Annotated in this window: 25 protein-coding genes and 1 tRNA gene; 9 read left to right on the top strand and 17 right to left on the bottom strand. The window is 67.8% G+C overall.

Annotated elements, in window-relative coordinates; all coding sequences use genetic code 11:
• Positions 1–9: 9 nt before the first annotated feature.
• Positions 10–657: an NUDIX hydrolase gene (locus NO930_RS09995; RefSeq protein WP_256403367.1), complete on the bottom strand. Its 648-nt coding sequence runs from the start codon at positions 655–657 to the stop codon at positions 10–12.
• A 125-nt stretch (positions 658–782) separates the two neighbouring features.
• Here NO930_RS09995 and NO930_RS09990 point away from each other — a divergent pair, with 125 nt between their 5' ends.
• Positions 783–2,204 (top strand): ATP-binding protein, encoded by a 1,422-nt coding sequence (locus NO930_RS09990; RefSeq protein WP_256403365.1) that lies wholly within the window; start codon positions 783–785, stop codon positions 2,202–2,204.
• 124 nt (positions 2,205–2,328) lie between these two features.
• Here the strand turns inward: NO930_RS09990 and NO930_RS09985 are convergent, their stop codons facing one another.
• Genes NO930_RS09985 through dps form a run of 3 tightly spaced genes read right to left on the bottom strand, consistent with a single transcriptional unit; the run spans position 2,329 to position 3,778 of the window.
• The gene (locus tag NO930_RS09985) at positions 2,329–2,700 is read right to left on the bottom strand and encodes a RidA family protein (protein ID WP_256403364.1); all 372 of its coding nucleotides are present in this window, start codon (positions 2,698–2,700) and stop codon (positions 2,329–2,331) included.
• 1 nt (position 2,701) lies between these two features.
• On the bottom strand, positions 2,702–3,085 hold the full coding sequence (locus NO930_RS09980) for a 2Fe-2S iron-sulfur cluster-binding protein (protein WP_256403363.1): 384 nt from the start codon (positions 3,083–3,085) through the stop codon (positions 2,702–2,704).
• A gap of 33 nt (positions 3,086–3,118) precedes the next feature.
• Entirely contained in the window at positions 3,119–3,778 is a 660-nt protein-coding gene (gene dps, locus NO930_RS09975) for a DNA protection during starvation protein (RefSeq protein ID WP_256403362.1), read from the bottom strand.
• Positions 3,779–3,907: 129 nt separating this feature from the next.
• On the opposite strand from dps, the gene NO930_RS09970 reads away from it, so the two are divergent.
• Entirely contained in the window at positions 3,908–4,657 is a 750-nt protein-coding gene (locus NO930_RS09970; protein WP_256403361.1) for a helix-turn-helix domain-containing protein, read from the top strand.
• A 179-nt stretch (positions 4,658–4,836) separates the two neighbouring features.
• Here the strand turns inward: NO930_RS09970 and NO930_RS09965 are convergent, their stop codons facing one another.
• Positions 4,837–5,838 carry a sulfurtransferase gene (locus tag NO930_RS09965; protein WP_256403360.1) on the bottom strand — a complete coding sequence of 334 codons (1,002 nt, stop codon included), beginning with the start codon at positions 5,836–5,838 and terminating at the stop codon, positions 4,837–4,839.
• Between the two features lie 122 nt (positions 5,839–5,960).
• Positions 5,961–6,542 (bottom strand): class I SAM-dependent methyltransferase, encoded by a 582-nt coding sequence (locus tag NO930_RS09960; protein WP_256403359.1) that lies wholly within the window; start codon positions 6,540–6,542, stop codon positions 5,961–5,963.
• Positions 6,543–6,670: 128 nt separating this feature from the next.
• Here NO930_RS09960 and NO930_RS09955 point away from each other — a divergent pair, with 128 nt between their 5' ends.
• Positions 6,671–7,264, top strand: coding sequence for a GNAT family N-acetyltransferase (locus NO930_RS09955; protein ID WP_256403358.1), 594 nt, complete (start codon positions 6,671–6,673; stop codon positions 7,262–7,264).
• A gap of 248 nt (positions 7,265–7,512) precedes the next feature.
• Here the strand turns inward: NO930_RS09955 and NO930_RS09950 are convergent.
• Positions 7,513–7,583, bottom strand: a tRNA-Gly gene (locus tag NO930_RS09950).
• Between the two features lie 199 nt (positions 7,584–7,782).
• Between NO930_RS09950 and NO930_RS09945 the strand changes: the two genes are divergently transcribed.
• Both NO930_RS09945 and NO930_RS09940 read left to right on the top strand, forming a co-directional pair.
• A complete protein-coding gene (locus tag NO930_RS09945; protein WP_137783879.1) occupies positions 7,783–8,307 on the top strand; it encodes a DoxX family protein in 525 nt (174 codons plus the stop codon).
• Between the two features lie 13 nt (positions 8,308–8,320).
• Positions 8,321–8,611 carry a hypothetical protein gene (locus tag NO930_RS09940; protein ID WP_137783878.1) on the top strand — a complete coding sequence of 97 codons (291 nt, stop codon included), beginning with the start codon at positions 8,321–8,323 and terminating at the stop codon, positions 8,609–8,611.
• Positions 8,612–8,619: 8 nt separating this feature from the next.
• Here the strand turns inward: NO930_RS09940 and NO930_RS09935 are convergent, their stop codons facing one another.
• The 4 genes from NO930_RS09935 to NO930_RS09920 all read right to left on the bottom strand — a co-directional run bounded on the left by NO930_RS09935 (position 8,620) and on the right by NO930_RS09920 (position 15,725).
• Positions 8,620–11,097, bottom strand: a complete 2,478-nt coding sequence (locus NO930_RS09935; RefSeq protein WP_256403357.1) for a methyl-accepting chemotaxis protein — start codon at positions 11,095–11,097, stop codon at positions 8,620–8,622.
• Positions 11,098–11,157: 60 nt separating this feature from the next.
• The gene (locus tag NO930_RS09930; RefSeq protein WP_256403355.1) at positions 11,158–11,790 is read right to left on the bottom strand and encodes a class I SAM-dependent methyltransferase; all 633 of its coding nucleotides are present in this window, start codon (positions 11,788–11,790) and stop codon (positions 11,158–11,160) included.
• A gap of 93 nt (positions 11,791–11,883) precedes the next feature.
• Positions 11,884–14,037 (bottom strand): type II secretion system F family protein, encoded by a 2,154-nt coding sequence (locus NO930_RS09925; protein WP_256403354.1) that lies wholly within the window; start codon positions 14,035–14,037, stop codon positions 11,884–11,886.
• The gene (locus tag NO930_RS09920) at positions 14,034–15,725 is read right to left on the bottom strand and encodes a type II/IV secretion system ATPase subunit (protein ID WP_256403353.1); all 1,692 of its coding nucleotides are present in this window, start codon (positions 15,723–15,725) and stop codon (positions 14,034–14,036) included. Before NO930_RS09920 ends, NO930_RS09925 begins: the two co-directional genes overlap by 4 nt.
• Positions 15,726–15,862: 137 nt before the next feature.
• Between NO930_RS09920 and NO930_RS09915 the strand changes: the two genes are divergently transcribed.
• Entirely contained in the window at positions 15,863–16,318 is a 456-nt protein-coding gene (locus NO930_RS09915; RefSeq protein WP_137784834.1) for a DUF5793 family protein, read from the top strand.
• Between the two features lie 64 nt (positions 16,319–16,382).
• Here NO930_RS09915 and NO930_RS09910 read toward each other — a convergent pair whose 3' ends face one another.
• Together NO930_RS09910 and NO930_RS09905 are read right to left on the bottom strand one after the other, a co-directional pair.
• Entirely contained in the window at positions 16,383–17,222 is an 840-nt protein-coding gene (locus NO930_RS09910) for an SAM hydrolase/SAM-dependent halogenase family protein (protein WP_256403352.1), read from the bottom strand.
• Positions 17,223–17,358: 136 nt separating this feature from the next.
• Positions 17,359–17,889: a nicotinamide-nucleotide adenylyltransferase gene (locus tag NO930_RS09905; protein ID WP_137784383.1), complete on the bottom strand. Its 531-nt coding sequence runs from the start codon at positions 17,887–17,889 to the stop codon at positions 17,359–17,361.
• Between the two features lie 170 nt (positions 17,890–18,059).
• Between NO930_RS09905 and lonB the strand changes: the two genes are divergently transcribed.
• The 3 genes from lonB to NO930_RS09890 all read left to right on the top strand — a co-directional run bounded on the left by lonB (position 18,060) and on the right by NO930_RS09890 (position 21,484).
• A complete protein-coding gene (lonB, locus tag NO930_RS09900) occupies positions 18,060–20,315 on the top strand; it encodes an ATP-dependent protease LonB (RefSeq protein ID WP_256403351.1) in 2,256 nt (751 codons plus the stop codon).
• Between the two features lie 53 nt (positions 20,316–20,368).
• Positions 20,369–21,151, top strand: coding sequence for a CBS domain-containing protein (locus tag NO930_RS09895; protein ID WP_137784472.1), 783 nt, complete (start codon positions 20,369–20,371; stop codon positions 21,149–21,151).
• A gap of 93 nt (positions 21,152–21,244) precedes the next feature.
• Positions 21,245–21,484 carry a hypothetical protein gene (locus tag NO930_RS09890; RefSeq protein ID WP_256403349.1) on the top strand — a complete coding sequence of 80 codons (240 nt, stop codon included), beginning with the start codon at positions 21,245–21,247 and terminating at the stop codon, positions 21,482–21,484.
• Positions 21,485–21,588: 104 nt separating this feature from the next.
• Here NO930_RS09890 and NO930_RS09885 read toward each other — a convergent pair whose 3' ends face one another.
• The 4 genes from NO930_RS09885 to NO930_RS09870 all read right to left on the bottom strand — a co-directional run bounded on the left by NO930_RS09885 (position 21,589) and on the right by NO930_RS09870 (position 25,268).
• Positions 21,589–22,278, bottom strand: coding sequence for a MogA/MoaB family molybdenum cofactor biosynthesis protein (locus NO930_RS09885; RefSeq protein ID WP_256403348.1), 690 nt, complete (start codon positions 22,276–22,278; stop codon positions 21,589–21,591).
• Positions 22,279–22,351: 73 nt separating this feature from the next.
• A complete protein-coding gene (locus NO930_RS09880) occupies positions 22,352–22,768 on the bottom strand; it encodes a DUF7124 domain-containing protein (protein WP_256403347.1) in 417 nt (138 codons plus the stop codon).
• Between the two features lie 45 nt (positions 22,769–22,813).
• On the bottom strand, positions 22,814–23,023 hold the full coding sequence (locus NO930_RS09875) for a DUF7979 domain-containing protein (protein WP_256403462.1): 210 nt from the start codon (positions 23,021–23,023) through the stop codon (positions 22,814–22,816).
• Positions 23,024–23,090: 67 nt separating this feature from the next.
• A complete protein-coding gene (locus NO930_RS09870) occupies positions 23,091–25,268 on the bottom strand; it encodes a PAS domain S-box protein (RefSeq protein ID WP_256403346.1) in 2,178 nt (725 codons plus the stop codon).
• Positions 25,269–25,321: the final 53 nt, after the last annotated feature.

Raw genomic sequence — 25,321 nt, 5'->3', positions numbered from 1 at the left:
CGACCCGGATCAGGCGAAGTCGCGCCGCATCGCGATCTCGAACCACGGGCACAGCCGGAGCTGGCGGTACAGCGCGGGGTTCTCGTGGAGGTGTTCGTAATCGACCCAGAGCATGCCACCGATCTCCTCGTCGTCGGGATCGAGGTCGGTGTCCTCGAGCGTGACCTTCAACACCGCACAGACCTCCCACTCGACGCCCTCGTTGGGGTAGTACCGCTTGTACTCGAACTTATCAGTCATCCGGAGGTCGTCGTACTGATCGGGCGTGATACCCAGTTCCTCTTCGAGCCGCTGTGCCGTCGCGTCCTCCTGTGACTGTCCCTCGATCGGGTGAGACGCGACGGTGCCGTCCCAGTGGCCGTCCCAGAGCCGCTTCGTCGGCGCGCGCTGGGCGAGCAGTATCCGCCCGTCCGTGTCGGACACGAGGCAGGTGAACGCGCGGTGTCTGATCCCGTCGCCGGTGTGGGCGTCGAGCCGGTTCACCGTCCCCTGTTCGACGTCGTCGGGGTCGACGGCGATCACGTCCTGGTTCGCGTTCTCGTGGTCCGGTGCGGCGTCTGCCGCGTCGGGTCCGTCCCCGTCAACGGCGGTCTCGTCGCCGTCGCCCGATGCGGCTCCACCGACGTCCTCGGCGCCGCCCGCGTCCTCGAAGCTCATGCTACACCGGTCTCTCACCAGGGATAATAAGCGTTCGATACGCCGGGTCGCGGAGGTGAGGGAGTTCGCGAACGGGCGAGCGCAGTTCGACGCGCTTAACCGCGTCCCGAGGCTACGTCGCGCGGATGAGTGATCCGGCGCTCGACGTCGTCGAGTTCGTGTTGACGACGCACCTCTACACCGAGAACCGCGATCTCGACGAAAACGACCTGCCACCCAGGTTCCGTCAGGTGTTCTGGTCCGACGACGCGGCCGAGGACGCACCGGGCGGCGTCGAGCGACCGATAAAGGCGACCGACGGGGTGACGCGCACCGCCACCGGGGTCGACCGCCCGTGGGAGGCCGTCTCGGAGCTTCTCTTCACCCAGCGGACCGACTTCTCCGGCGAGATCTCTCTGACCCAACCGGACATGGCGCTGGAGTGGTACGTCGATCACGCGGACGAGGACCGAATCGGAGCCAACCCGACGATCGTCGCCGCCCTCGGTGACGCGGACGACCTCGACGCGCCCGTGACCCACGAGGAGTCCCGGGACAACGTGCGCCCGGTGCAGGCCGACCGCGTCTGGATCGACGCCTTACTCGACGAGTATTTCGACGAGGAGGAGGACGCCGAGATGCTCGACCTGGTCAACGTACGCGCGCCGGAGGAGATCGAGACGACGCTCGACGACCTCGTGCTCACCGGCGACCAGGAGGGCGAGATCCAGAAGATCGTGAAAGCGATCGAACACCGCGAGTACCTCGCGAGCATCGGGCTCCGCGAGATCGGCAAGCTGCTGTTCGTCGGCCCTCCCGGAACCGGGAAGACGACGATCTCGCGCGCGCTCGCACACGAGCTCGGGCTTCCGTTCGTCGAGGTCAAACTCTCGATGATCACGAGCCAGTACCTCGGCGAGACGGCGAAAAACGTCGAGAAGACGTTCGAGGTGGCGAAACGGCTCTCGCCGTGTATCCTCTTCATCGACGAGTTCGACTCGGTCGCGAAGACCCGTCGCTCGGACGAGCACGCCGCCTTGAAGCGCGCGGTCAACACCCTGCTCAAGTCGATCGACGAGGTGTCGCTGATCCGCGACGAGGTCCTGTTGATCGGCGCGACGAACCACCCGGATCAGCTCGACGCGGCCGCGTGGCGTCGCTTCGACGAGATCGTCAACTTCCCCAAGCCCGACCGCGACATGCGCGCCGACATCCTCCGCGTGGTGACGAAAGAGATGCAGATCGCCGACTTCGACCCCGAAGAGGTCGCAGACCGGACCGGCGGGCTCACCGGCTCGGACCTCCGGATGGTGCTCCGCGAGGCCGTCCTCGGCGCGCTCACCGAAGACCGGATGACGATCACCCAAGAGGACGTGATGGCGGCCGTCGAGGACTTCGAGGAACGCGACAACCTGAAGAACATGGATATGATCGACGGCGAGGGCGCGGAGGTGCTCGGCGAAACGGGGTCCGACGAGGGGGACTCCGACGACCACGATCACGCCCACGACGGATCGAGCGAGGGCGACGCGCACGACCACGCCGCGCACGGCCCCTCACACGACTGAACCGCGACCGCACTCGGCCTCTCCGCCCCTCCGACGCGGGAAAGCGAGAACGCCCCGTCCGGCGCGGTGAAGGGGCCGGCAAACCGGATCGCTTCTGATCCGTCCGTTCGGTCGTACGCCTATCTCACCCGTCTACCCCCGTCGCTTCGATTACGACTGCAGCGCCGTCAGGTAGCGTGTCCGCACCGACGGTTGTGCGCGACGGTCGTCGCTCCTCGAAGAACGACTCGAACGTGGCGTCGACCGCCTCCGCCCGGCTCATGTCGGTCAGGTACACCGTCGTCCGCACCAGATCGCGGGTGTCGATCCGCTGCTCTTCGGCGACCGCTCGGATCCGCTCGAGCGCGGCGAGGGTCTGCTCTCGCACGCCGCCGTTCGCTATCGTTTCGGCGTCAGCCGTCTGCCCGTCGAAGAAGACGAGCCGTCTCTCTCGGCGTGTGTAGGGATTGACTGCCGATCGTCGGTCCGTCTCGCGTCGCGTGTGTGTCTTGGACATGTTAGGTGTCGAGTTTGGAACTGCCCGGAGGTCTCCCGTGGTCCGCTCGGAATTCGAGAAAGTCGTCGTACTGGCCGACGATCAACGTCGTGTCAGCGCGTGGCTTCGCGGTGCAGGGCAACACGAATCCGGCCTCGCGGTCCTCGTCGTAGTACCGGCGGGCGTTCGGGTGAGCGACGTCCCCGTCCACGAGACGAGCGGCACACGTCGTACACCAGCCCTGCTGACAGTCGGCCGGTAGCCACACCCCCGCCGAGCGCGCGGCCGCGAGGATCGTCTCGTCTTCTCTGACCTCCAGATCGAACGTTTCGCCCGCGGCGTCCAGCGACGACGTTTCGGGGACGACGATCCTGACTGACCACGTTTCGCTCGCCGATTGTGTCATAAATATAAGTTGTATGCCGTCCGACCGTCGTGACTAGGCCGAGTCGTTGAACCGGTTGTTCGTCGAGTACGGCGCGTCTCCGGGCTCGCCGCGAGCGAAGTGGCCGGCCGGGTTTATCTCGTCGTCGCGTTCCTTGCTCAACAGCTCGATGAACCACGCCTCGTGGTCTATCTCCTCGTTGAGGATGCGCTGTGCCATGTCGTAGGTTCGCGGATCCGCTCCGCGAGTCATATCGCAGATCTCGCTCCACGTTCGGATGGCACACCGCTCGGCTTCCAGCAGGACTTCGAGGATGTCCTCTACCTCGAGGTCGCTCGTATCGAAGTTGCCGCCGTCGTCCATCGGCGTCGGCACTTCGGCGTCGGGACACGAGGCGCGGTCCGCGAAGTCGCGGATGTCGTTCGGCAGCGACCCCTCAAGCTCGTACACCCGCGGCACGACGAGTTCGAAGTGCGCCCGGTCTTCGAGGCGAGCGTCCTCCGTGATCTCCTTGTAGTCCTCCTCGCCGGCGAGGTGCATCCGGAGGTTGGTGTAGTAGTAGTACGTCGTGAACTCCGCACCGATGGCATCGATCAGTTTCTCGCGAAGCTCTTCCGGGTCGACGCCCCGTTCGCGGATGACCTCGGCACCGACTCGCTTGCTCGTGTCTCCCGGTTCTACAGCGCCGCTTCCGTGCGCTTTCTCGTCGGACATTGCATCTCTACGTACCCCTCTTATCACAATCAGTCTTCGTTTAGTACATACTAAATCTCGAAATATCGAATACAATTTTTTGATAACAGCAGATTTCTTTTTATTTCTGTGTCGTGGAGTCATAGTCGAATGGACGCACGCCCGGCGGACGTCGAAGAGACGCGAGAGTTCGAATTCGTTCTGCGGTTCGAGTCAGGTGCGGACGAGCTGATGGACGTCTTCCGGCGGTACGAGAGCCTGTCGCTGTGGTCGTCCGCCATCTTCACGAACGACACTCACATGTGGCGGCTCGACCACGCGAAGGGCACGGCCGACGCGTTGGAGGCGTTCAACGAGGTGTTTCTCGACGGGTCTCGCTGTAACGAGTGTTTCGACGTCACCGACTGTGACACCGGCCGCGAGTACCACGTTCTGAGCGAGGAGGAGACGAGCCAGACCGTCTACACGCTCCGCCGTGAAATCGAGAACTGTCACTCGGTGCCGTATTTCGTGCGGAATCACATCCAAGAGGGCACCGTGTTCGAATCGCGGCGGGTCGGCCACGAGTACCGCTGGCGCGTGCTCTACCCGGGGACCCGGTCCATCGGCGACGTGTACGACAGAGTGGAGGCACACCTCCGAGACGGCGTGTCTATCGCCGTTTCACACGTCACCGGCGCCGGAAAGTGGAACGCGACCGAGAGGGCCGTGACGGACCTGTCGCCCGCACACTGGCGCGCGCTCAAAGCCGCCGTCAACCACGGCTACTACGAACGTCCCAGAGAGGTCTCCGTCGCCGATCTGGCGGCGCTGCTCGACGATCCTCGGTCGACCGTGCAGTACCGACTCCGCACCGCAGAAGACCGCATCATAACGCAGTTCGTGAAACAGATCACCTGACCGACGCCGCCATCGCGAGGTCTCTCCGCCCGAGAGCGACGGTCGGCGCGGTCGCGGACCGCGCCGCAGTTCGATCGATCCAGCGAGATCGGCCGAACCGATGGATCAGCCGAATCAATGGGTTCTGTCGAATCAACGGAATCAACCGAGACGGCGTCGCGTCCGATCGCCAGGGCCGCTCACGCGAACGTGTCGACGACCGTGCCGGTGTCCTCACCCGTCGTATAGTAGTAGCCGTTCTCCTCGGTGAGCGTCCCCCAGTCGGCCCAGCTGCCCTCGTAGTTGCGGACGTCTTCGAAGCCGAGCTGGTCGAGGACGAACCAGCCCACGGAGGCACGGATGGCGGTCTGACAGTAGGCGACGGCCGTCTCGTCGCGGGAGAGGCCGGCGTCGTCGATCCACAGCGTCCGCAGGTCTTCGGGCGACCGCAGGCGGCCCTCCTCGTCGTCGATGCTCTGAACGAAGTTGAGGTTGGTCGCGCCGGTGACGTGGCCGAATCGGTCGAGGTCGCCGCGCTGGTCTTCGCCCCAATACTCCGCCGGTGAGCGCATGTCGAGGATGGGGATCGCGGCCCCGTCCTCCTCGACGTTCTCGGCGACGAACTCGCGGGTCGCCACGACGCCGGTGTCGAGTTCCGGCTCGTAGCTCGCCTCGCCCGCCTCCGGCGACGAACTCGTCGTCTCCTCGCCAGCGGCGTCCCAGACGGAGAACCCGCCGTCGAGCAGGCTGACGGTCCCCTCGTGGCCCAAGGCGTTGAGCGTGTAGATCGCGTACGTCTCCCAGAGGTTCGAGTCGGCACCGTACACCACCACGTCGTCGCCGGACTCGATCCCGGCCTGCGAGAGCGTCCACGCGATCACGTCCGGGGAGGCCTCGAACCCGTCCGGCGTCTCCTCCGCGTAGCTGTCGAGCATCTCCGAGTCGGGGAAGTGGTACGCGCCGGGGATCCGCGACTCGCCGAACGCCTCCTCGTCGCGAACGTCGAGCAGGTGCACGTCCCCCAGGTTCTCCGAGAGCCACTGGCTGTCGACGACGCCGTCGAACTCCGCCGCGGCGGGCGTGGTGTACGCCGCCGGCGGTTCGTCGTTCGCCGAGCCGAGGCAGCCGGCCGTCGCCGCGATCGCCGCGCCGGCCGAAGCCAATACCGCCCGTCTGGAGGTCCGCGTCTGTCGGTCCTGCATTCGGACACCGATAACAGCGTGGCGGGCATAACCCTGTTACACGAGGCCCGTCTTACCGCCGCGCGTGACGGAATCGGCGTCCTCGTCGCCGGCACCGGCCAGTCTTGCGAGCAGGGCGACGGTCACCGCTTCCCCTTGACGCCCGCGACGGTGTAACCGAACCCCCGGTCGACGATCCGCGGGTCGAGCCCCGCGTCCGCGAGGCGGTCGGCGAGATCGCTCGGAGCGCGGAACCGCGACGCCATCCCGACCGCGCGTTCGGCGGCGGCGAGCCCCCGACCGAGCGGATGCGTCGGATCGAACTCGCGGATCACGACCACGCCGCCCGGCGCGAGGACGCGAGCCGCCTCGTCGATCGCCGCGTCGTGGTCCGGCAGGTGATGGAAGGCGTCGACGATAGTGATCGCGTCGACGCTCGCGTCGCGGACCGGCAGCCGCCCGGCGTCGCCGACCGCGGCCGACAGTCCGCGCCGGTCGCGAGCGCGTGCGAGCATCTCGCGAGAGGCGTCGACGACACAGATGTCGGGACCGGACAGCGCTGCCGCGGCCCGGCCGGAACCGCCGCCGACGTCGAGCAGTCGATCGATCGGTCGCGTCCCGTGGGCAAGCCCGGCCGCCAGCGCCTCGCCGTCCGCCGGCGGCATCGCGAGGTCGTACAGCGGAGCCAGCCGGTCGAAGAACCGAACGTCGCCGAGTCCGTGCATACCCCGACTCGGGGTTCCGTCACCTAAACCGTCTCCCACGCATCTGCTCGACGCTCGCACGGCGCTCGTCCTCGCTCCGCGTCTCCTGTGTCCCGCCGCATATATGCGGTCGCGACGTACCGGTCGGCATGGAGTTCGCGCTCGTCGGCGCACCCGGATCGGACGTCACGCTACGGCTCGACTACCGGGCGTTCGCGTACGCCGGGAAGTTCGTCCTCGGCGGACCGGGGAAGGCGGTGTTGCGGACGCCGGACGGCTCGCCGGCGGTCCCGGAATGGGAGCCCGACGAGCCGCTGTCCCCGGCGGTCGACGAGCGCGCGCTCGACCACGACGTGGTCGCCGCCGTCTCGTTTTCGCCGGACCGCACCGATCCCGACCGCTGTCGGATCCGGTACGTCACCGTCCACGTCGCGCGACGCGGCGAGGGGCTCGGGCCGCGGCTGATAGACCGGACCGTCGACCGGCTCGCGAGCGAGGGGTACGACCGGGTGCGGATCGCGGTCAACAACCCGTTCGCGTACGCGGCGCTCCACAAGTGCGGCTTCGCGTACACGGGCGAACGGACGGGGATCGCGGAACTGGAGTTGGCCCGCACGGTCGACTCGCCGGCCGACGACGACCCCGACCGGTACCGCGCGGGGCTCCGGGCGTTCCGCGAGGCCGACCGCGACCTCGACGAGGTCGAGGAGGAGTTCATCGCCGACCGGCTGGACGGCGGGTGACGAGAGCGGTTCTCGCGGCTCATTTCGGTGATTTCTCGAACGAAGTGAGAGAAATGCGCCGGCCGGGACTCCCGCGAACGCAGTGAGTGGGAGTACGGGCGGCGCGCGACCGAAGGGAGTGCGCCGGCCGGGATTGTGAACCACGGTCGCAAATCGAAGATTTGCTCCCTGATTCAAATCCCGTCGAGTTGCATTTCCCTCACGGCTCGCTCGTCGCTACCGCTCCTCGCTCGCGGTGTTCGGGAAAATGCGCCGGCCGGGATTTGAACCCGGGCCATGAGCTTGGAAGGCTCAGGTCCTACCACTAGACCACCGGCGCGCGTCTACACGTAGGCAGAACTGATCTGATAAACGTTCCGTGTTCTCTACGTCGTCCCGCGCTCCCGACCGAACGAGTTGATAAAACACCACAGTATCGCGGGGCGTTCCAGCGGCCTTAGAACGGTTCTCGGACGCGTAGAACCGTTCTGGGGGCCTTTAGGGGTAGCCGTCCAACGTGCACCTGTGAGGTGACGACGATGTCATATCAATCGAGCAATCCCCTGGTCGAGGACGTCGAGTTCGCCCTGGACGGTCCGTGGGCGGCGTACTGGATCGCGTTCCTGCGCGTCGTCACCGGCTGGTGGTTCTTCCACGCGGGGATCACCAAGATCATCGAGAGCGGGTTGTCGTTCACTTCCGGCCCCGGCTACATGCGGGGAATGACCGACACCGCGCTCGGCGGGATCCCGGTCTGGATGGGCAACAACCTCGCGTGGCTCATCGAGCCGGGCGTGCCCCTGTTCGAGACGCTGATCGGGCTCGCGCTGATCGCCGGCGCGTTCACCCGCCTAGCCGCCTTCGGCGGGGTCATATTCATGGTCCTGTTCTGGGTCGGCAACGCGGGGTTCGGTCACGGCCTCGTCAACAGCGACCTCATGGGTCTGCTGTTGTTCATGACGATGATCGTGCTCGCGGCCGGCCGGTACTACGGGCTCGACGCGGTCATCGAGCGGCTCGACGTGGTCGAACGGCATCCCAAACTGCGGTACCTGCTCGGCTGAGAGGTGACCACCAATGACGAACACAGACATCATCGACAAAGCGGCGATGGCGCTGAGCGCGGGGCTCATGCTGCTCGGCATCGTCGGCATGGGGATACTCGAGATCCTCGCCGGCCAGCCGTACAGCCCGGTCCCGGTGACCAACGAGGCGGGTGAGGTCGTGGCGACCCCGCTCATCTCCCCGCAGATCCGGACCGGCCTCGTGCTGGCCGGGATCGCAGTGCTCGGGCTGTACGCGGCCTACAAGATCGTGGTTCCGATGCCCGAAGACGAGCGGACCGGCCACGAGACCGTCGCGGACTGAGCCCGCCGCTACTCTTCTGTGCGTCCGTTTCGAACGCCGGCCTCACCGTCCTCGGTGTCTCCGACACCGGCATCGGCGGAGCCGTCGACAGCGGGGTCCGCCGTCGAGCCGTGCGTGACGCCGCCGTCGGCGCTCACCTCTCCCGCCGTTCCGTCGCCACCCTCGACGTCAGGGGTGACACCGCCCGCGACGGCGTCGTCGGCGTCGGGCGCGTCGAAGGTGAACCCGGAGTCGTCGCTCTCGGCGTCGGCCGCGACCTCGACCTCGAACCCCTGTGTCATCCGCCGTAGGTCGCGCGCGCGCTCGGTCAGGTCGCGAGCCTGAGCTGAGACCTCGCCGAGCGTCGCGGCCTGCTCCTCTGCGGTCGACGCGACGGTCGTCGCCTCGGCGGTCGTCTGCTGGCTCACGCCCGCCAGGTCGTCGACCGCGCCGGTCACCTCGCTGACCGACGACGCCTGCGCGTCCATCGCGCCCGATATCTCCTGGATCCCGTCGTCGGCCGCCGCCACCCGCTCCGTCACCTCGTCCAGCGCGTCCTCGGCCCGCTCGACGGTCTCGACGCCGTCGTCTATCCCCTCCCGGATCGCGGTCATCTCGGCGACGGTCGCGTCGGTGCGGTCGCGGAGCTCGTCGATCAGCGCCTCGACCTCGGCCGCTGACTCCTGCGTCTCCTCGGCGAGCGACTTCACCTCCTCGGCGACGACGGCGAACTCGGAGCCGGCCTCGCCGGCGCGGGCGGCCTCGATGCTCGCGTTCAACGCCAGCAGGTTGGTCTGGTCTGCGATCTCGGAGATCGTCTCGACTATCGCGTCCACCTCCTCCATCTCCGCCTCCAGCCGCGAGATCGTCTCGGCGGCGGACTCGGAGCGGTCCTCGATGTCGTGGAGTTCCTCGGTCGCCGTGGCGGTGGCCTCGCGGCCCTCTTCGGCGGCCTCGCTCGCACGCTGTGAGGTGTGTGCGACCTCCTCGGACGACGACGCGACCTCCTCGACGGTCGCCGACATGTCCTCCATCTCGCCGGCGACGTCAGACAGGCGGCGGCTCTGACGCTCCGCGCCCGCGGAGATCTCGTCGACCGCGTCGCTCGTCTCCCGGCCCGCGGCCGCGACCTCGTCTGCGCCGTCGGAGACCGCCTCGCTCTCCTCCGCGACCGTCGCGGCGAAGGCGTCGACCTCGGCTATCGCCGTCTCCAGTTCGTCCATCGCGTCGTTGAACCCGGCCGCGATCTCTCGGAGCGCCTCCGGATCGTCGTCGGCGGCGTCGAGGCGAGCCGTGAGGTCGCCGTCCGCGCAGTCGTCCATTTTCTCGCCGAACGCCGCGGCGCGCGACTCCAGCCGTTCCGCGAACGCCTCGCTCTCGGCCTTCGCCGTCTCGGCGCGCTCCCGCTGCGTCTCGGCCGACCGGATCTGTTCGCGCAGGGAGTCGCGCATGGTCGAGAACGCGCCGTACAGGTCGCCGAACTCGTCGCGTCGGTCGGTGTCGAAGGACACGTCGAGATCTCCGGACTCCAGCGAGCGCGCCCTCCCGGAGAGCCGGTTCAACTCGATGACGGTCCCGCGGCCGAGCGTCGTCCCGAGAAGCCCTAGCCCGACTACGGCGACGCCGACGATCAAGAGCAGGTTCCGGCCGATCATCCCGGAGAGGGCGTACGCCTCGGAGAGCGGGACGTGGACCGCGACGCGCCAGTCCTCGGAGGAGATCGGGGCGTACGCGACGAAATACTGGGCGTCGCCGGCGAACTCGAACGTCGCCGACGACACGTGACCGATCGCGGACTCGCCGAGGAGCACGTCACCGACCTCGCCGGCGTACTGCTCGCCTGCGACGCCGTCGCGGTCGCTCGCGCCGATCGTCCCGTCGGGCTCGACGAGCGCGGTGAACGATCCCTCCGTCGGCTGTCTGAGGTCCCCGACGACGGACGCGAGCGACACTTCCATCACCAGGTAGTTTCGCCCCGGCGTGTGTGCGACGTACGAGACGTACCGCTCTCCGTCGATCTCGTAGGTCGGCGACGTGTAGGTGTCCGTCCCCACCAGGAGGTTGTCGGCCATCCATCCCTGGCCGACGATTGTGGAACCCCGGGCCGCGTCGGTCGAGGCGACCAGTTCACCCTCGGTTCGCTCGACGAAGTGGAGCGCCACGACGTCGTCCGCCTGCCACGAGAGGTGAGACGTGAGGTAGCTCTCCGCTTGCTCGGGCGATCTCGTGGCTCCGAGCGCCTCGCTCCCGGCGAGTTCGCGGGCGGTCGTTCGGCGCTCGCTCGTCCACACGTCGAGTTCCGTACCACTCAGCTCCGCGACCGCGGTGTAGTCCTGCTGGGCGCTCTCTTCGAGACGGTCGGTCGTCTCAGCGTAGGTGACGGCACCGACGCCGCCGATGGCGACGACGATGAGGAGCACGACGACCGCGAACTTCGCGAGATAACTCCGGGTTATCACGTCGGGACTCACCCGGCGGAGGAGACGGCCGAGAGGATTCGAACTCATTGCCTCCACGGGCGCAATACGACATGATTAATACTTTCGTCTCAATATTTTCGTTGATAATTAGGATCCTCCATCGGCCACGACGGCATAGCAGTTCCCGCTTGAGACGGTCGATTCGACGACTGAGAGTCGGCTCTCTGCGAGGTCGGCGTCGAACTCCCGCGGCGCGTAGATGTGATAATATCGCGGAACGGTCTCGCCGCCCGGCAGCGTCCAGTCGACGGTCGTGTCGAACCCGTGCTCCCGGTCGAAGCGGTCGTGGGCCGTGCTCCACGCGCTCACCAACGCGGTACCGTCCGGGTCGAGCACGCGACCCAGTTCGTCGAGGCTGCGAACGCGCGCCCCCCGCGAGGGCAGGTGGTGGAGGGTCGCGACGTACACCCCGAGCCCGACCGCGTCGTCGGCGATCGGCAGCGCCGCGGCGTCCCCGTGGACGAACGACGCGACGTCGTCGAAGCCTCGGTCGCGCGCGCGCTCGACGGCCTCTCGGAGGAGTCCGCGGCTGAGATCCACGCCGACGACGCACTCCGCGCGGTCGGCGAGCGATTCCGTGTGCCGTCCGTTACCACATCCGACGTCGAGCGCGGTCGTCGCCGAGCGGTCTGCGAGGAACGACTCGACCTCCGGCCACGGATGCTCTCGTGTCTTCGAGAAGTGAGCGGCGATGTGGTCGTACGTCGCCTGCGGGTCCATACCGAGGGGTCGACGGCCCGCGATATAGGTCCGGTGACCGCGGACGCGGACGGTCCGCGGACGCCGGCGGGAGCGTTCGGTTCGGGCGGCGGGTCAGACGAACCCGATCACGGCGAACGCGGCGAGCGTCAGCGCGAGCAGCACGACGACGTGTTTCACGCCGTCACGTACCGACCCCTCCCCGAGCTGGCCGGCGACGAGCCCCGAGCAGACCGCCTGCACCGCCGCCGCGTGGAAGAACAGCTGCTCGTAGGCGAACGCGTCGATGTCGCCGAGTCCGTCCACGATCCCGGACTGGCCGCCCGGGAGTCCGCCGCTCGCGGACGTCCCGCTACCCGGGACCGCTGCGGACTCGACCGCGGGGATAAAGGACACGGAGAGCGCGGCGATGATCCCGAGGAAGACGAAAAAAGAGATGTAGATCACGACGAGGTACGTGAGCATGACCTGTCGGCGCTCGCGCCGAAGCGACCACGTCGCGCGCGCCTCGTCCGCGGCGATCCGGAGGACGGGACCGATGTCGCCGCTCGCGTACATCGCGTTCGAAACGAGCGTGACCGCACGCGAGACCATCGGCGACCGCACGCGGCGTTTCAGTCGCCGCAGCGCCGTGGCGGCGTCCGCCCCCCAGTCGATATCGCGTCGGGTCCGCTGTACGTCCGCCGTCAGCGCTTCGAGGTTCGAATCGGCCACGCGGCGAATCCCACCGACGACGGACGTTCCGGCCTCGTTGACGCTGGCGAGCCGGTCGAGGAAGTCGGGGACCGCCGCCTCTCGCCGCCGAACGCGCCGTTTGCTGACCTCGTACACCGCCGCGTACGACCCGAGCGCGGCGGCGGTCGCGACGACGAACGCCGTGTCGAACTGGTCGACCACCTCGACGGGCGTCCCGCTCGCCACCGGGAGCACCGCGGCAAGAAAGCCGACGAGTGCGAGGGGGACGGAGACGAAAACCACCGTGTGCGGTTCGGCGAGGACACTCGAAAGCGGCGACGCGACCCACTCTCTGACCCTCCGGAGGCGGTCGTAGACGCGGAGCCGCTCCCGGCTCGCGGTCCACGGGTCGGCCGGACCGGCGGCGTCGCGCTCGCCGTCGGCCGCGTCCGGCCCTCGGACGGGCTCTCCTCCGTCGGCCTGCGCCGTGGTCGTCCGCCCGAGCGCCGCGTCGCCGTCGGCCGTCTCATCCCCGTCGCTGACGGTCTCCGTACCGCCCACGCCCTGCGCCACGCTGTCGACGTAGACGACGAAGCCGAACGTGGCGAGGGGTAAGCCGAGGTACACGACCACGCGGAGAAGCGGGAGCGTGTCCTGTAACACGAGCCCGATCACGACGAGTATCGTGATGAAAAACAGCGGCCCGGCGACGAGCGCCGTGACGTACGCCTCCGCGAACGTCGAGAGCAGTTCGAGGTACTGCTCCTGTTTCGACTCGGCCTCCTCTTGATACCGGTCGTACTGGTCGCTCAGGAACGCCGAGATCGGCTGACCGGTGCCGAGCACCGACGCGAGGTTCTCCGCGAAGTCACCGAGGTCCTCGCTCGGCGTCCGGCGCGCGGTCCGCTGGAGCGCGGTCAGCGCGTCGGTTCCGAAGGCGTTCATATCGCGCACCGCGATCGACAGCTCCGTCGCGGCCTCGCCGTAGACGGCCTCGTTCTCCGCGACCGTGTCCATCACCCGAGGGAAGGCCATCCCCGACCGCGAGAGCGCGTACATGAACGCGACGGTCCGCGGGAGCGTGGCGTCGATCGCCGTCGATCGCGTGTGGGCGCGCTGGCGCAACAGCTCCCAGCGACCGTAGTACGCTCCCGCCGCGAGCGCGGATCCGACCGTCGCCGACGCGAACGCGAGCAGGAGGAACAGCTGTGACAGCCCCAGTTCAGTGAGCCGTGCGATCCCGGCGAGAAACGAGAGCGGTTCGGGGAGCAGCCCGCGCAGCGTCGCCTCTCCGACCGAAAGCATCGAGAGGAGTCCGCCGACGGCGTACACGCCGATGACGCTTCCCGCGACGCCGAGGACGCCGGCGTACAGGAGGGTCTTCGACGCGTACTCGCGGTGTGTTCCGGCGACGTGGGCCGCGCGGAGCCGGTCGCGTTGCCGTCGGCGTCGCTCGGGGTCGCCGACGACCGCGTCTCCGAACGCCAGCAGCCCGAGCCGCGTGGCGAACCGGTCGGCGCGGCGGCTGACCGCCGGGAGGAGTACGGCGACGCAGGCCGCGAGCGCGGCGGCGAGCGGAATGTACGCGATCATCGGCGGTCGGCGTCGGCTGCGCGTTCGCCGCCGGCGGTGACGTCACCCCGCCGGTCGCCGTCGTCCGCCGCCGTCCCGTCGGCGCGCGATTCGAGCCGGTCCATCACGCGCTCCGGGTCGGCGTAGTACTCGTTAACGAGGGCGGTGAACGTGCGGTAGTCGGTGACGTCGAGCGCGCGAAGGAGTTCGAGGAACCGCTCGCGTCGCTCGATCTCGCGGAGCAATTCCGACCGGGACCAGCCACGCTCGTCGGCGATCTCGTCCATCAGCGACGAGTCGTTTCGGCGGAACTCGTCGCTCTCGGCGTCCCATTCGAATGCCGACGAGTAGTCGAGTTCGCCGGTCCGCTGGTCTATCCCCCCGATCTCGCCGATCGTCTTCGCGCGTCGCACGCGCTGGTCGCCGGACCGCGTCAGCGTCTGGATCGAGAGCATGTCGAGCGACTGGACCATCGCGCGCGGCACGTTGATCGGCTCGTTCTCCAGCCGGTTGATGACCGTCTCGATCGAGTCGGCGTGCATCGTCGAGAACGTCGTGTGACCCGTGTTCATCGCCTGAAACAGGGTGATCGCTTCGTCACCGCGGACCTCGCCGACGATGATGTACTCGGGGCGGTGCCGCAGCGCGGACCGAAGGAGGTCGTACATGTCGATGTCGGTGCCCTCGTAGCGGCGCTCGCGGGTGACAGACGAGAGCCAGTTGTCGTGATACAGAGAGAGTTCGCGCGTGTCCTCGATGGTGAGCACCTTCGCGCGCGGCGGGACGAACATCGACACCGCGTTCATCGAGGTAGTCTTCCCGGAGGCGGTGCCGCCCGCGAAGATCAGGCTCTTGTTGTGCTCGATACAGAGCCAGAAGTACGCCATCTGCTCGATCGAGAAGGTGCCGTACTCCACGAGGTCGATCGGCGTGAACGGGTCCTCCGCGTACTGGCGGATCGTGAACGCGGAGCCGCGCGGCGTCACCTCCTCGCCGAGCGCGAGTTCCGCGCGCGAGCCGTCCGGCAGCGTCGTCTCCACGATCGGGTCGCCGACGGAGACGTGCCGCCCGGACTGCTGGGCGAGCCGGATCACGTAGTTGTCGAGCTCCTGTTTCCCGAACGAGACGTTCGTCTGGATGTCAGTGTACTCGTCGTGGTAGACGAAGATCGGCAGGTCGTAGCCGTCACACGAGACGTCCTCGATGTGGCGGTCGTTGAGGAGCGGGTCGACCCGCCCGTAGCCGCGGAAGTCGCGGTAGAGGTAGTAGGTGAGCGCGTGGAAGGTGTCCATCCCGGCGTCGACGCCGTAGCTCTCGAGGAGCGACTCCAGTTCCCCCCGGAGCGTCGCCGCGTCGGTCTTGCCGGTCCCCTCGCGATAGAGCAGCGGGTCGCGGATATCGTCGACGACGCGGTCGAGGAGGTCGCGCTCGAACCGGTCTAGGTCCGGTTCGACCGCGTAGTACCGGTGTTCGCTGTCCGCGTCGTCGTAGGTGACGACGACGTACGCGTACGGGGCGTTCACCCAGTACCGGTCGATCTCGCGTTCGCCCTCGGGAACGTCGAACGTAGCGAGCGGGCCGTCTCGCCCCGGTCGGAACGGGCGGACGTCGATGTCCACGCCGCGAAGCGTCTCCCACACGCGCGAGAGGCGTCGCCGGAGGTCCTCGACGCTTCCTTCGAGGTCGGCCGCTCCGGTGTCACTCGCCATTCCGTTACCGGCCGTATGTGCCGGGGCGATTTAAAATCCCCTCGGCAGATATCGCCGGTGAGACCGGGGCGCGGCCACGCCGGCGTCACACCGCCCGTCAAGTTGATACGGGACGGCCGCGAATGGACGGACAGGCAATGCGGCGTGACTACTTCGAGTTGACCGTCGAGGGCGTCGGTGACGACGCTCGGGCGACCCCTCTGGTCCGCATCGACTTCCGTGGACCCGAGGGGCTGTTGCGCGACCGCCTCTCGGACGGCGGGGGCGAACTGCTCGCCGCGAGCGACATCGACGTGGCGTATCGCCTCCGCGAGCCGCTCGCCGCGGCCGACGACCCCGACGGCGTCGTCGCCGTGACGAACCGATACACCGGGGACTTCGTCCTCGAACTCAACGAAACGGCCACGGACGTCCTTCCCTTCATCCACGCCGCGCGCGATTCCGCGGGCGACGAGGACGCGCACTACCGCGTCGAGATCGACGTCGAGGGCGACCGACTCGTCGCGTACGACAAAGACACCTTCCTCGTCTACGACCACGAGGGGAACCTCCTGCGGAACGAGAGCCTGATCCCCTCCGGCGTCGAACTGTAGCCCGTTCTCGGCTCGCGCGGCCAGCTTTCGGCCGGTCGGCGCTCGCGGCCCTTCGCGGTCCGATTCACACGCTGACGTTGTCGGCGACGAACCGCACCGAGTCCCCGGGACGCATGTCGAACGCCCCGTCACCGCGGCCGTCGTTCACGTCGCACTCGACGTGGCCGTGGCTCCCGACCGTGACGAGTCGCTCGCCCGGGTCGACCGCGCCGAACGTCTCGACGACCGGCGTGAGGTCGCCGTCGACGCGCACCCAGTCGCGGTCTTCGAGCAGTTCCCCCGGAACGTTGGTTATCACGTTTCCGAACCGGTCGATCGCGAGCACCTCGCCGTCGACCGCGGCCACGCCGCCGCTGTCGTCGCGCTCGACGGTCGGGTCGGGGAAGACGAGGTCGACCGGGTCGGACGCGCGCGAGAGGTCGTCCATCTCCGCGAGCGCGTCGGCGACGTCGGACCGGCTCGCCTCGTCGGGGGACCCTCCGGACTCGTCGGAGATCGCCTCGTGGACGCGCGCCGCGGTCGGCGCGAACACGTCGCGGCCGTGGAACGTCGCGCTCTCCGGGTCGGCCGCGTCGATCGCCCAGACGTCGACGTCCGTCTCGTCGGTCGCCAGCGCCCGCGCGGGCGGCATCGCCAGCCCGTTGTCGGGCGCGACGACGACGTGTGAGCCGGCCCTGATGACGAGCGCGTCGCGTCCGGTCCCCACGCCGGGGTCGATCACGGCGCAGTGGACCGCGGGCGGGAACTCCGGGAGGACGAAGCGGAGCCAGAACGCCGCCGCCCGCGGGTCGCCGCGGGGCAGATCGTGGCCGACGTCGATCAGTTCTGCGTCCGTGTGCCGGCGGATCACTCCTTTCATCGCGGCGGGGTACGGCGAGCCGAAGTCGGAAGTGAGCGTGAGCATATCCGATCCGGCGGTCGGCGGACGCATAAAGGAGGCGGGAGCAGCGGAGCGGCGACCGTCCGTGCCGAAGTGCTCTCTCGGCCGGTTCACCGACTCTGTCAGCGCTGCATGGACGAGCCCGCCGCACGGCGGCGCGTCACTCGTCGGACGGGCCCGCGCCGTTCGAATCGGTCTCTGCGATCCGTCGAATTCGCTGGACGCCGCCGATCTCCTCGATGACGCTGACGACGGCCTCGGGGACGAGCGTCTCCCAGTCGCGCCCGTGGATCATGCGCTCTCGGAGTTCGGTCCCCTCCAGCACGTCCCGGCGGAACATCGGCGACTGGCGCACCTCGACGCCGGCCTCCTCGAACAGCCGGACGACGAGCGGGTTGTTCGAGTAGGCCACGTCGAACCGCGGGGTCATGCTCTGGACGTGGCTCACCCACACGGAGTTGCGGTCGAGGTCCTCGATGGGGACGACGTACGTCGTGACGGGGAGGTCCTCGACGGCCTTCGTCACCATCATCACGCGCTCGCCGGCGGTGAACGGGTTCCGGGTGGTGTGAGAGTCGCCGGCGGATCCGATCCCCAAGACGAGTTCGTCGACCTCCGCCGCGATCTCCTCGACCATGTGGTGGTGACCGTCGTGAAACGGCTGGTACCGCCCGATGTAGAACCCGCGCATGGATCGACATACCGCAGCCCTCATTTATAAACCTCGTGAGACCACGCCACGCGCGTTTTCTGGACTTAAAACGCTCCTACGCACCGATCTGCCGATTCCACCCGCCCGACCGGCGGGGAGAAAGTATATCAGTTGCCGACCCTTCCGTTTTCGTAGCGACACCCGATTCTATGAGCAACGAAAAGGACACGAACGACCCGACAACCGGGACCGACGAGGGGCGGGACGACGCCGATTCCGCGCCCTCCGATCCGGCGGGGAACGGCGGCGACGCCCCGCGGAACCCCGGTGACTCCGGGTCAGCGCCCGACGACTCGGCCGAGTCGGCGAGCGACGACTCCGGCAGTGACGGCTCGGAGGAAGTCTGGGACGACACGGTCGTCATCGAAGACGATCCGAGCACCGACGGCGTCGGGGCGGGACGAGAGGAATCAAACGGGGCCACTACCGACGACGCCGAACCGACCGAGGGCGGCATCGACGAACTCGGCAGCACGGTCGAGGTCGAGGGGGCGGAGATCGACGACGACCCCGACGAAGACGACCTGCTTGGCGGACTCAAGATCGACACGACCGCCGAACTCGAGATACCCGACCGCCTCGTCGACCAGGTGATCGGCCAGGAGCACGCCCGCGACGTGATCATCAAGGCGGCCAAACAGCGCCGCCACGTGATGATGATCGGCTCGCCCGGGACGGGGAAGTCGATGCTCGCGAAGGCGATGTCCGAACTCCTACCGAAAGAGGAGCTACAGGACGTCTTAGTCTACCACAACCCGGAGGACGGCAACAAGCCGAAGGTCCGGACGGTGCCGGCCGGCAAGGGCGACCAGATCGTGGAGGCGCACCGCGAGGAGGCGCGAAAGCGCAACCAGATGCGGTCGCTTCTCATGTGGATCATCATCGCCGTCGTGTTGGGCTACGCGCTCATCATCGTCGGACAGATCCTCGTCGGCATCATCGCCGCCGGGGTCGTCTACCTCGTCTTCCGCTACCTGAACCGCGGCTCCGACGCGATGATCCCGAACCTGCTCGTCAACAACGGCGACACGCAGACCGCGCCGTTCCGCGACGCGACGGGCGCACACGCCGGCGCGCTGCTCGGCGACGTTCGCCACGACCCGTTCCAGTCCGGCGGGATGGAGACGCCGAGTCACGACCGCGTCGAGGCCGGGGCCATCCACAAGGCGAACAAGGGCGTACTGTTCATCGACGAGATCAACACGCTCGACATCCGGAGCCAACAGCACCTCATGACGGCGATCCAGGAGGGCGAGTTCTCGATCACGGGCCAGTCCGAGCGCTCCTCGGGCGCGATGGTCCAGACCGAGCCCGTCCCGACCGACTTCGTCATGATCGCGGCGGGGAACCTCGACGCGATGGAGAACATGCACCCGGCGCTGCGCTCGCGGATCAAGGGGTACGGCTACGAGGTGTACATGGAGGACACCATCGAGGACACCCCAGAGATGCGTCGGAAGTACGTCCGCTTCATCGCCCAGGAGGTCGCGAAGGACGGCCGTCTGCCGGAGTTCACGGCCGAGGCCGTCGAGGAAGTCATCCTCGAAGCCAAGCGCCGGTCCGGTCGGAAGGGCCATCTCACCCTCCTGTTCCGGAACCTCGGCGGGCTCGTCCGGGTCGCCGGCGACATCGCCCGCGGCGAGGACGCCGAGTTGACCACGCGCGACCACGTGCTGCAGGCGAAGGGGCGCTCGCGCTCCATCGAACAGCAGCTCGCGGACGACTTCATCGAGCGCCGGAAGGACTACGAGCTGCAGGTCTCCGACGGCTACGTCGTCGGCCGCGTCAACGGTCTCGCCGTGATGGGCGAGGACTCCGGTATCATGCTCCCGGTGATGGCCGAGGTCGCCCCGTCGCAGGGGCCCGGGGAAGTCATCGCCACGGGACAGCTGAAGGAGATGGCACAGGAGTCCGTGTCGAACGTCTCCGCGATCATCAAGAAGTTCTCCGACGAGAACATCTCGGAGATGGACATCCACATCCAGTTCGTGCAGGCCGGTCAACAGGGCGTCGACGGGGACTCCGCGTCGATCACGGTCGCCACGGCCGTGATAAGCGCGCTGGAGGACGTCGGCGTCGACCAGAGCCTCGCGATGACCGGTTCGCTGTCGGTGCGCGGCGACGTGCTGCCCGTCGGCGGCGTGACCCACAAGATCGAGGCGGCGGCGAAGGCCGGCTGCACGCGGGTCATCATCCCCGCCGCCAACGAGCAGGACGTGATGATCGAAGACGAGTACGAGGACATGATCGAGGTCATCCCGGTGAGCCACATCAGCGAGGTCCTCGACATCGCCCTCGAAGGCGAAGCCGAGAAGGACTCGCTCGTCTCCCGACTCAAGTCGATCACCGGGTCTGCGCTCAAGGAGGGCAACGTGTCGAGCCCGTCCAGTCCGAGCCCGCAGTGACGACCGAGCGGTAGCGCCTCCCTTTTTAACCCACGAGGGCCTTGTCCTCGTCGATGAGCGGCAAACCGACCGTCGACGAGTACATGACCCGCGACGTCGAGACGGTGAGTCCCGACGAGACCGCCGGGTCGGTCGCGCGCCGCATGGCCGAGAGCGACGGACACAACGGGTTCCCGGTCACGCAGGGGCGGACCGTCGAGGGGTTCATCTCGGCCGCAGACCTCCTCTTGGCCGACGACGACGCGCCCGTGTTCACGGTGATGTCGGACGACCTCATCGTGGCGCATCCGAACATGAAGGTGACCGACGCGGCCCGCGTCATCCTCCGGTCCGGGATCCAGCGGCTCCCCGTGGTCGACGACGCCGACAACCTCGTGGGTATCATCTCGAACACCGACGTCGTGCGCTCGCAGATCGAGCGGGCGACGCCGAGCAAGGTCGGGAAGCTGATGCGGACGCTCGAACAGATCCACGGCGTCCCGCTCACCGAGGAGCGTCGCGAAGTCCGGCTCACGAACCTCACGCCGACGCAGGCGCGGGTGTACGCCGACGAGCTCGAAGGCCGGAAATACGAGCTCGAACGCGGGCTCGCGGAGCCCCTCGTCGTCATCGACAACGACGGGACGCTCCACCTCGCGGACGGGCACCACCGGGTGATGGCCGCTCACGAGAGCGGCATCGAGACGATGGACGCGTACGTCATCGTTCCGGACGTGCGAATCGACCTCGGAATGGCCAAGACGGCCGAAAAGGAGGGGCTCGACGACATCACCGACATCGAGATCGTCGACTACGCCCGTCACCCGCTCGTGGAGACGACGAAGCGCCTGCAGTGAGGACGCCGCCGCGACCGAGTGCGACGGAACACCCGCGCGGCGGCCACGGGAACCGACGGCAGGTTTTTGTCGTCTCGGAGAGAACGCTATCGTATGAAAGCCAGAATCAAGAACGCGTTGTCGAGAGCGAAGTGTGCGGCGATCGGTGCGGCCGTCGGGGCCGCGGTGGGCGGCTTAGTGAGCCGAAACGCCGCGAGCACCGGCGGGGCGCTCGGCGGACTCGCGGGCGCGACCCTGGCGGACGTCCGATCCGACCCCGACGGACTGTTCGCCGCGCTCCGGTCCGACGAGTCGGACGATCCCGACGCCGACGCCGACGCGGCGGCGGAGTAGGTCGGTCGCCGTCCGCCGTCCCGTAGTCCGTCGGTCCGCGGACCGTTCGACGTCACGGCGTTTTTCCTCAGTAGACGCGACCGTGAGCGAGCTCAGCGTTCCGTTTATTTCTCTGATTTCCCCGGTTCGTCGCCGTTCTCGTCGTCCGATCCGCCGCTATCCTCATCCGCATCGTCCTCGCGGTCGCGACCGGCGAGCCCGACGAGGTGGCCGACTTCCGGGAGGAGTATCTCGTCGACGCCGAGCCTGACCGCGTTCTCGGAGCCCGGGAGACAGAACACCGGTGTCCCCGCGGTGATACCCGCGGTCGCCCGCGATCCGATCGTCCGTGTACCGATCTCCTCGTAGGAGAGCCGGCGGAACAGTTCCCCGAATCCGGAGAGCGTCTTCGCGAACAGCGGCCGGACCGCTTCCGGAGTCACGTCGTCGGGAGTGACTCCGGTCCCGCCGGTGGTGACGACCACGTCGGTGTCCTTGCGTCGGGCGAGTCGGTCGACGGTCCCCTGAACGCTGTCGTACTCGTCCGGGACGAGTTCGCGAACTGAGACCTCGTGTCCGGCCTCCTCGAACGCCGTCGCGACGTATTCGCCGGACGTGTCGCCCGAGTCGATCGAGCGGGAGGAGGAGACGGTCACCACGGCGACCGCGACGGTGTCGGCGTCGTGGTCGTGATGGTCGCCGTGGTCATGATGGTCGCCGTGGCCGTTGCCCTCGCTGCCGGCGTCGTGGTCGTGATCACCGGCCCCGCGGTCCGACCGGCCGTCGTCGCTACCGTGAGAGTGGCTGTCGGTCATGTCGGATAGTTCGCCGCGGACGCCCAAAACACCCCGCGTCTCGACGACGATCCGGTTCCCGCGACTCCGCCCGCTACGGCCAGTCGTCGCGCGAGGGCGACTCCGCCGGTTCCTCGTCGGGTTCGTCGGACGTCAGCGTCCAGCCGGCGGCGTCCGCGGCGTCCTCGACGTGGAGGAACTCCCAGCCGGTCGCGTCGGCGAGCGCCTCGTCTTCGTCGTCGACGCCGACGAACACGTGCCGGTCCGTGTCGAACTGCTGTGCGATGTTCTCCAGACTCTCCTCGACGCCGCGCGGTCCCGAGAAGAAGTCCTGACGCACGCGGTGTTTGCGCGTGAAGTTCGTGACGACGTACGTGGGCTTTTCGCTGACGACCCCGACGTACTCCGTCCACTGCCGGGCGTTGTTGAACACGGCGTTCGGGTCGGCGAGAGTCTTCAGAGCCTCCAGCTCGAACGCCAGCGTCATGTCTGTAGATCCGCCACTGTCCATGGTTCGGGTTTCGTTTCGCGGGCGAAAACAACTTCGCTTCGGCGGTCAGCGCGTGCGAATCTGGTAGTAGTCGGTGAACTTCACCACGTCGCCGTCGTCCAGATCGCCCGTCTCCCGCCCGGTTCGGGGGCGGCCGGCCAGCTCGCTGACCGCGGCCTGTGCGTCCTCGTCGAGCTCGTCGAAGTGGCGAACCCGCGCGTCGTCCGGGATGAGTCCGACCCGCCGGACCCGGATCCGCCTGTCCGTCTCACGCATTGTCACGAGTTAACATACACCATAGATCGTGATAAACGTATCGGCGGCACGGCGAGTACGGCGGCGGTCACACGCCCCCGCGCACGGCCGGCCGCGGGAGGGTGACGGTGACGCGCGTCCCTCGGGGGGCAACCGCTTCGACGTGAGCGGACCCGCCCGACTGCTGGACGACCCAGTAGACGAGCCAGAGGCCGAGCCCGCTCCCGTGATACAGGGCGTCGACGGCCTCGCCCGTCTCTAACACCTCTCGATTCATGCCCGACAGCCCCGGACCGTCGTCGGTGACGTGGACCGCCACGCCGTCGTCGGTCGGCTCCACCGCGGCCTCGACGGTCGGCGCGTCCCCGTCGTGGTGGACGATCGCGTTTCGTAACAGCTCGTCGACGGCGCGGCTGAGCCACGTCGTCGCCGACGCGGTCAGCGACGCCTCCGCGATCGACACCGACACCGACGCCTCCGGGAACTCGTCTGCGACCGCCGCCGCGATACGCTCGACCGTTCTGGAGACGTCGACCGGCTCCGTCTCCGGCGGATCGCTCAACACCTCGGTGATGTGATGAACCTTCTCGCTCGTCGACAACAGCGCCTCGGCGCGGGCGATCACGTCGTCGGCCGCGTCGACTGCCGCCCGGTCGTCCGACTCGGCTATCTGTCTCGCCCGCCCCCGGACGACCGTCATCGCGTTCCGGAGGTTGTGTTGCAACACCCGGTCGACGACGCGAAGCTGATGAGCGCGGTTCTCACTGTCGGTCACGTCGCGCAGGACCCCGACGACGCCGTCGACGGAAACGGCCCCGTCTTCGACGTGTTCGAGCGGATAGTACCGGACGTCGAACCGTCGCGTGCCGCGGTCCGGATGGGTTCGGCTCGTCCGGTACTCGACCGCGTTCCCGTCGAGCGCCCGGCTCACGTGTCGGGCCACGTCGCGATACTGCTCGTCGTCGACGACGTCTTCGAGGGTGCGGCCGCAGATATCCGCCTCCTCGTCTATCCCGTGGTACGACCGGTACTGCTCGTTCGCGAACAGAAATCGCTCGTCGCGGTCGACGGCGGCGATGAGGTCGGTCGCCCCCTCGACGGCGCGCTCGTACCGTTCCAGTTCGGCCTCGTGTCGCTTGAGTTCGGTGACGTCACGACAGACCGCGAACGTCCCCGCCAGTTCGCCGTCGCCGTCGTAGTAGGGGTACCGACGGGTGCTGAACGTCGCGTCCCGGTCGCCTTTCGGAAACGTCGGCGAGATCTCGTACGACGCCGGCTCCTCGGTCTCCAAGACCGTCTGCCGGTGTTCGTCGATGTCGGCGGCACTCGCGTCGTCCATGAAGACGGACTCGTCCGCCCCGTACAGCGCTTCGCGAGACACGCCGGCGAACTCGCTCACCGCCTCGTTGAGGAGTTCGAACTCGCCCTCGCGGTTCTGCAACAGGATCGGGTCGTCCAGCCGTTCGACGATGTCGCGGTACTGCTTCAGCCGTCCTTCCGCCTGCTTCCGGTCCGTGATATCCGTCTGGATGGCGACGAACCGAGAGACCGTTCCCGCCTCGTCGAACACCGGCGCGATCGTCTGGTGGGCATGGTACAGCGTGCCGTCTTTTCTCCGGTCGACGATCTCCTCCTCCCACACCCCGCCCGAGCGGATCGTCTCCCACAGCGAGTCGAAGTAATCAGTCGGCATCTCTCCGGAGTTGAGGATCGCCGGCGTCTCGCCCACGGCCTCCTCCGGCTCGTAGCCGGTGTGTTCCGTGAACGCCGGGTTGACGTACTCGATCGTGCCGTCGGTGTCGGTGACGTATATCGCGTGTCCGGCGTGTTCGATCAGATTCCGGTACGTCCGGAGGTCGCGACCTCGAGTGCCCTCGGTGCGCTCGCGGAAGACGCCGGTATAGACCGGACCGTCCCCCGGGTCGTGTTCGTGGAACCGAGCCGAAAACGAGCGAGCCGTCCCGTCGCTGTCCGCGAGCGGAACCGTGACGTCTCCGCTGTCGACGAGACGCTCGGGCGTCGAAAGCCGTTCGCGGAGGGACCGGGCCCGTCGGTCGGCAGTGCTCTCGGGGACCATCGATTCGAGGTGACGACCGACGAGCGACTCGGCATCGTACCCCAGCGTTCGCGCCGCGGCCGGGTTCGCGTACACCACGGCACCCGTCGCATCGACGGACAAGACCGGATCCGTGCTCTCCTCGATAAACGACGCGTAGAACCCGTTTCCGGGGGGATCCGATTGACCGTCGCGCGCGCCGTGGGCCATCTATACACGACGATACGACCTCAGAGCGGGAAAAGGTACTGACCGCCGCGGAC

Source organism: Halorubrum salinum (assembly GCF_024494575.1).
Classification (GTDB): Archaea; Halobacteriota; Halobacteria; order Halobacteriales; family Haloferacaceae; genus Halorubrum; species Halorubrum salinum.
Note: the sequence above shows the minus strand (reverse complement) of the source record. Positions and strands in the feature narration are given on the sequence as shown.

Bases quoted from the DNA above. Each gene is read 5' to 3' on its own strand.
- NO930_RS09995 (WP_256403367.1), bottom strand. From the start codon at position 657: ATGAGCTTCGAGGACGCGGGCGGCGCCGAGGACGTCGGTGGAGCCGCA.
- NO930_RS09990 (WP_256403365.1), top strand. From the start codon at position 783: ATGAGTGATCCGGCGCTCGACGTCGTCGAGTTCGTGTTGACGACGCAC.
- NO930_RS09985 (WP_256403364.1), bottom strand. From the start codon at position 2,700: ATGTCCAAGACACACACGCGACGCGAGACGGACCGACGATCGGCAGTC.
- NO930_RS09980 (WP_256403363.1), bottom strand. From the start codon at position 3,085: ATGACACAATCGGCGAGCGAAACGTGGTCAGTCAGGATCGTCGTCCCC.
- dps (WP_256403362.1), bottom strand. From the start codon at position 3,778: ATGTCCGACGAGAAAGCGCACGGAAGCGGCGCTGTAGAACCGGGAGAC.
- NO930_RS09970 (WP_256403361.1), top strand. From the start codon at position 3,908: ATGGACGCACGCCCGGCGGACGTCGAAGAGACGCGAGAGTTCGAATTC.
- NO930_RS09965 (WP_256403360.1), bottom strand. From the start codon at position 5,838: ATGCAGGACCGACAGACGCGGACCTCCAGACGGGCGGTATTGGCTTCG.
- NO930_RS09960 (WP_256403359.1), bottom strand. From the start codon at position 6,542: ATGCACGGACTCGGCGACGTTCGGTTCTTCGACCGGCTGGCTCCGCTG.
- NO930_RS09955 (WP_256403358.1), top strand. From the start codon at position 6,671: ATGGAGTTCGCGCTCGTCGGCGCACCCGGATCGGACGTCACGCTACGG.
- NO930_RS09945 (WP_137783879.1), top strand. From the start codon at position 7,783: ATGTCATATCAATCGAGCAATCCCCTGGTCGAGGACGTCGAGTTCGCC.
- NO930_RS09940 (WP_137783878.1), top strand. From the start codon at position 8,321: ATGACGAACACAGACATCATCGACAAAGCGGCGATGGCGCTGAGCGCG.
- NO930_RS09935 (WP_256403357.1), bottom strand. From the start codon at position 11,097: ATGAGTTCGAATCCTCTCGGCCGTCTCCTCCGCCGGGTGAGTCCCGAC.
- NO930_RS09930 (WP_256403355.1), bottom strand. From the start codon at position 11,790: ATGGACCCGCAGGCGACGTACGACCACATCGCCGCTCACTTCTCGAAG.
- NO930_RS09925 (WP_256403354.1), bottom strand. From the start codon at position 14,037: ATGATCGCGTACATTCCGCTCGCCGCCGCGCTCGCGGCCTGCGTCGCC.
- NO930_RS09920 (WP_256403353.1), bottom strand. From the start codon at position 15,725: ATGGCGAGTGACACCGGAGCGGCCGACCTCGAAGGAAGCGTCGAGGAC.
- NO930_RS09915 (WP_137784834.1), top strand. From the start codon at position 15,863: ATGCGGCGTGACTACTTCGAGTTGACCGTCGAGGGCGTCGGTGACGAC.
- NO930_RS09910 (WP_256403352.1), bottom strand. From the start codon at position 17,222: ATGCTCACGCTCACTTCCGACTTCGGCTCGCCGTACCCCGCCGCGATG.
- NO930_RS09905 (WP_137784383.1), bottom strand. From the start codon at position 17,889: ATGCGCGGGTTCTACATCGGGCGGTACCAGCCGTTTCACGACGGTCAC.
- lonB (WP_256403351.1), top strand. From the start codon at position 18,060: ATGAGCAACGAAAAGGACACGAACGACCCGACAACCGGGACCGACGAG.
- NO930_RS09895 (WP_137784472.1), top strand. From the start codon at position 20,369: ATGAGCGGCAAACCGACCGTCGACGAGTACATGACCCGCGACGTCGAG.
- NO930_RS09890 (WP_256403349.1), top strand. From the start codon at position 21,245: ATGAAAGCCAGAATCAAGAACGCGTTGTCGAGAGCGAAGTGTGCGGCG.
- NO930_RS09885 (WP_256403348.1), bottom strand. From the start codon at position 22,278: ATGACCGACAGCCACTCTCACGGTAGCGACGACGGCCGGTCGGACCGC.
- NO930_RS09880 (WP_256403347.1), bottom strand. From the start codon at position 22,768: ATGGACAGTGGCGGATCTACAGACATGACGCTGGCGTTCGAGCTGGAG.
- NO930_RS09875 (WP_256403462.1), bottom strand. From the start codon at position 23,023: ATGCGTGAGACGGACAGGCGGATCCGGGTCCGGCGGGTCGGACTCATC.
- NO930_RS09870 (WP_256403346.1), bottom strand. From the start codon at position 25,268: ATGGCCCACGGCGCGCGCGACGGTCAATCGGATCCCCCCGGAAACGGG.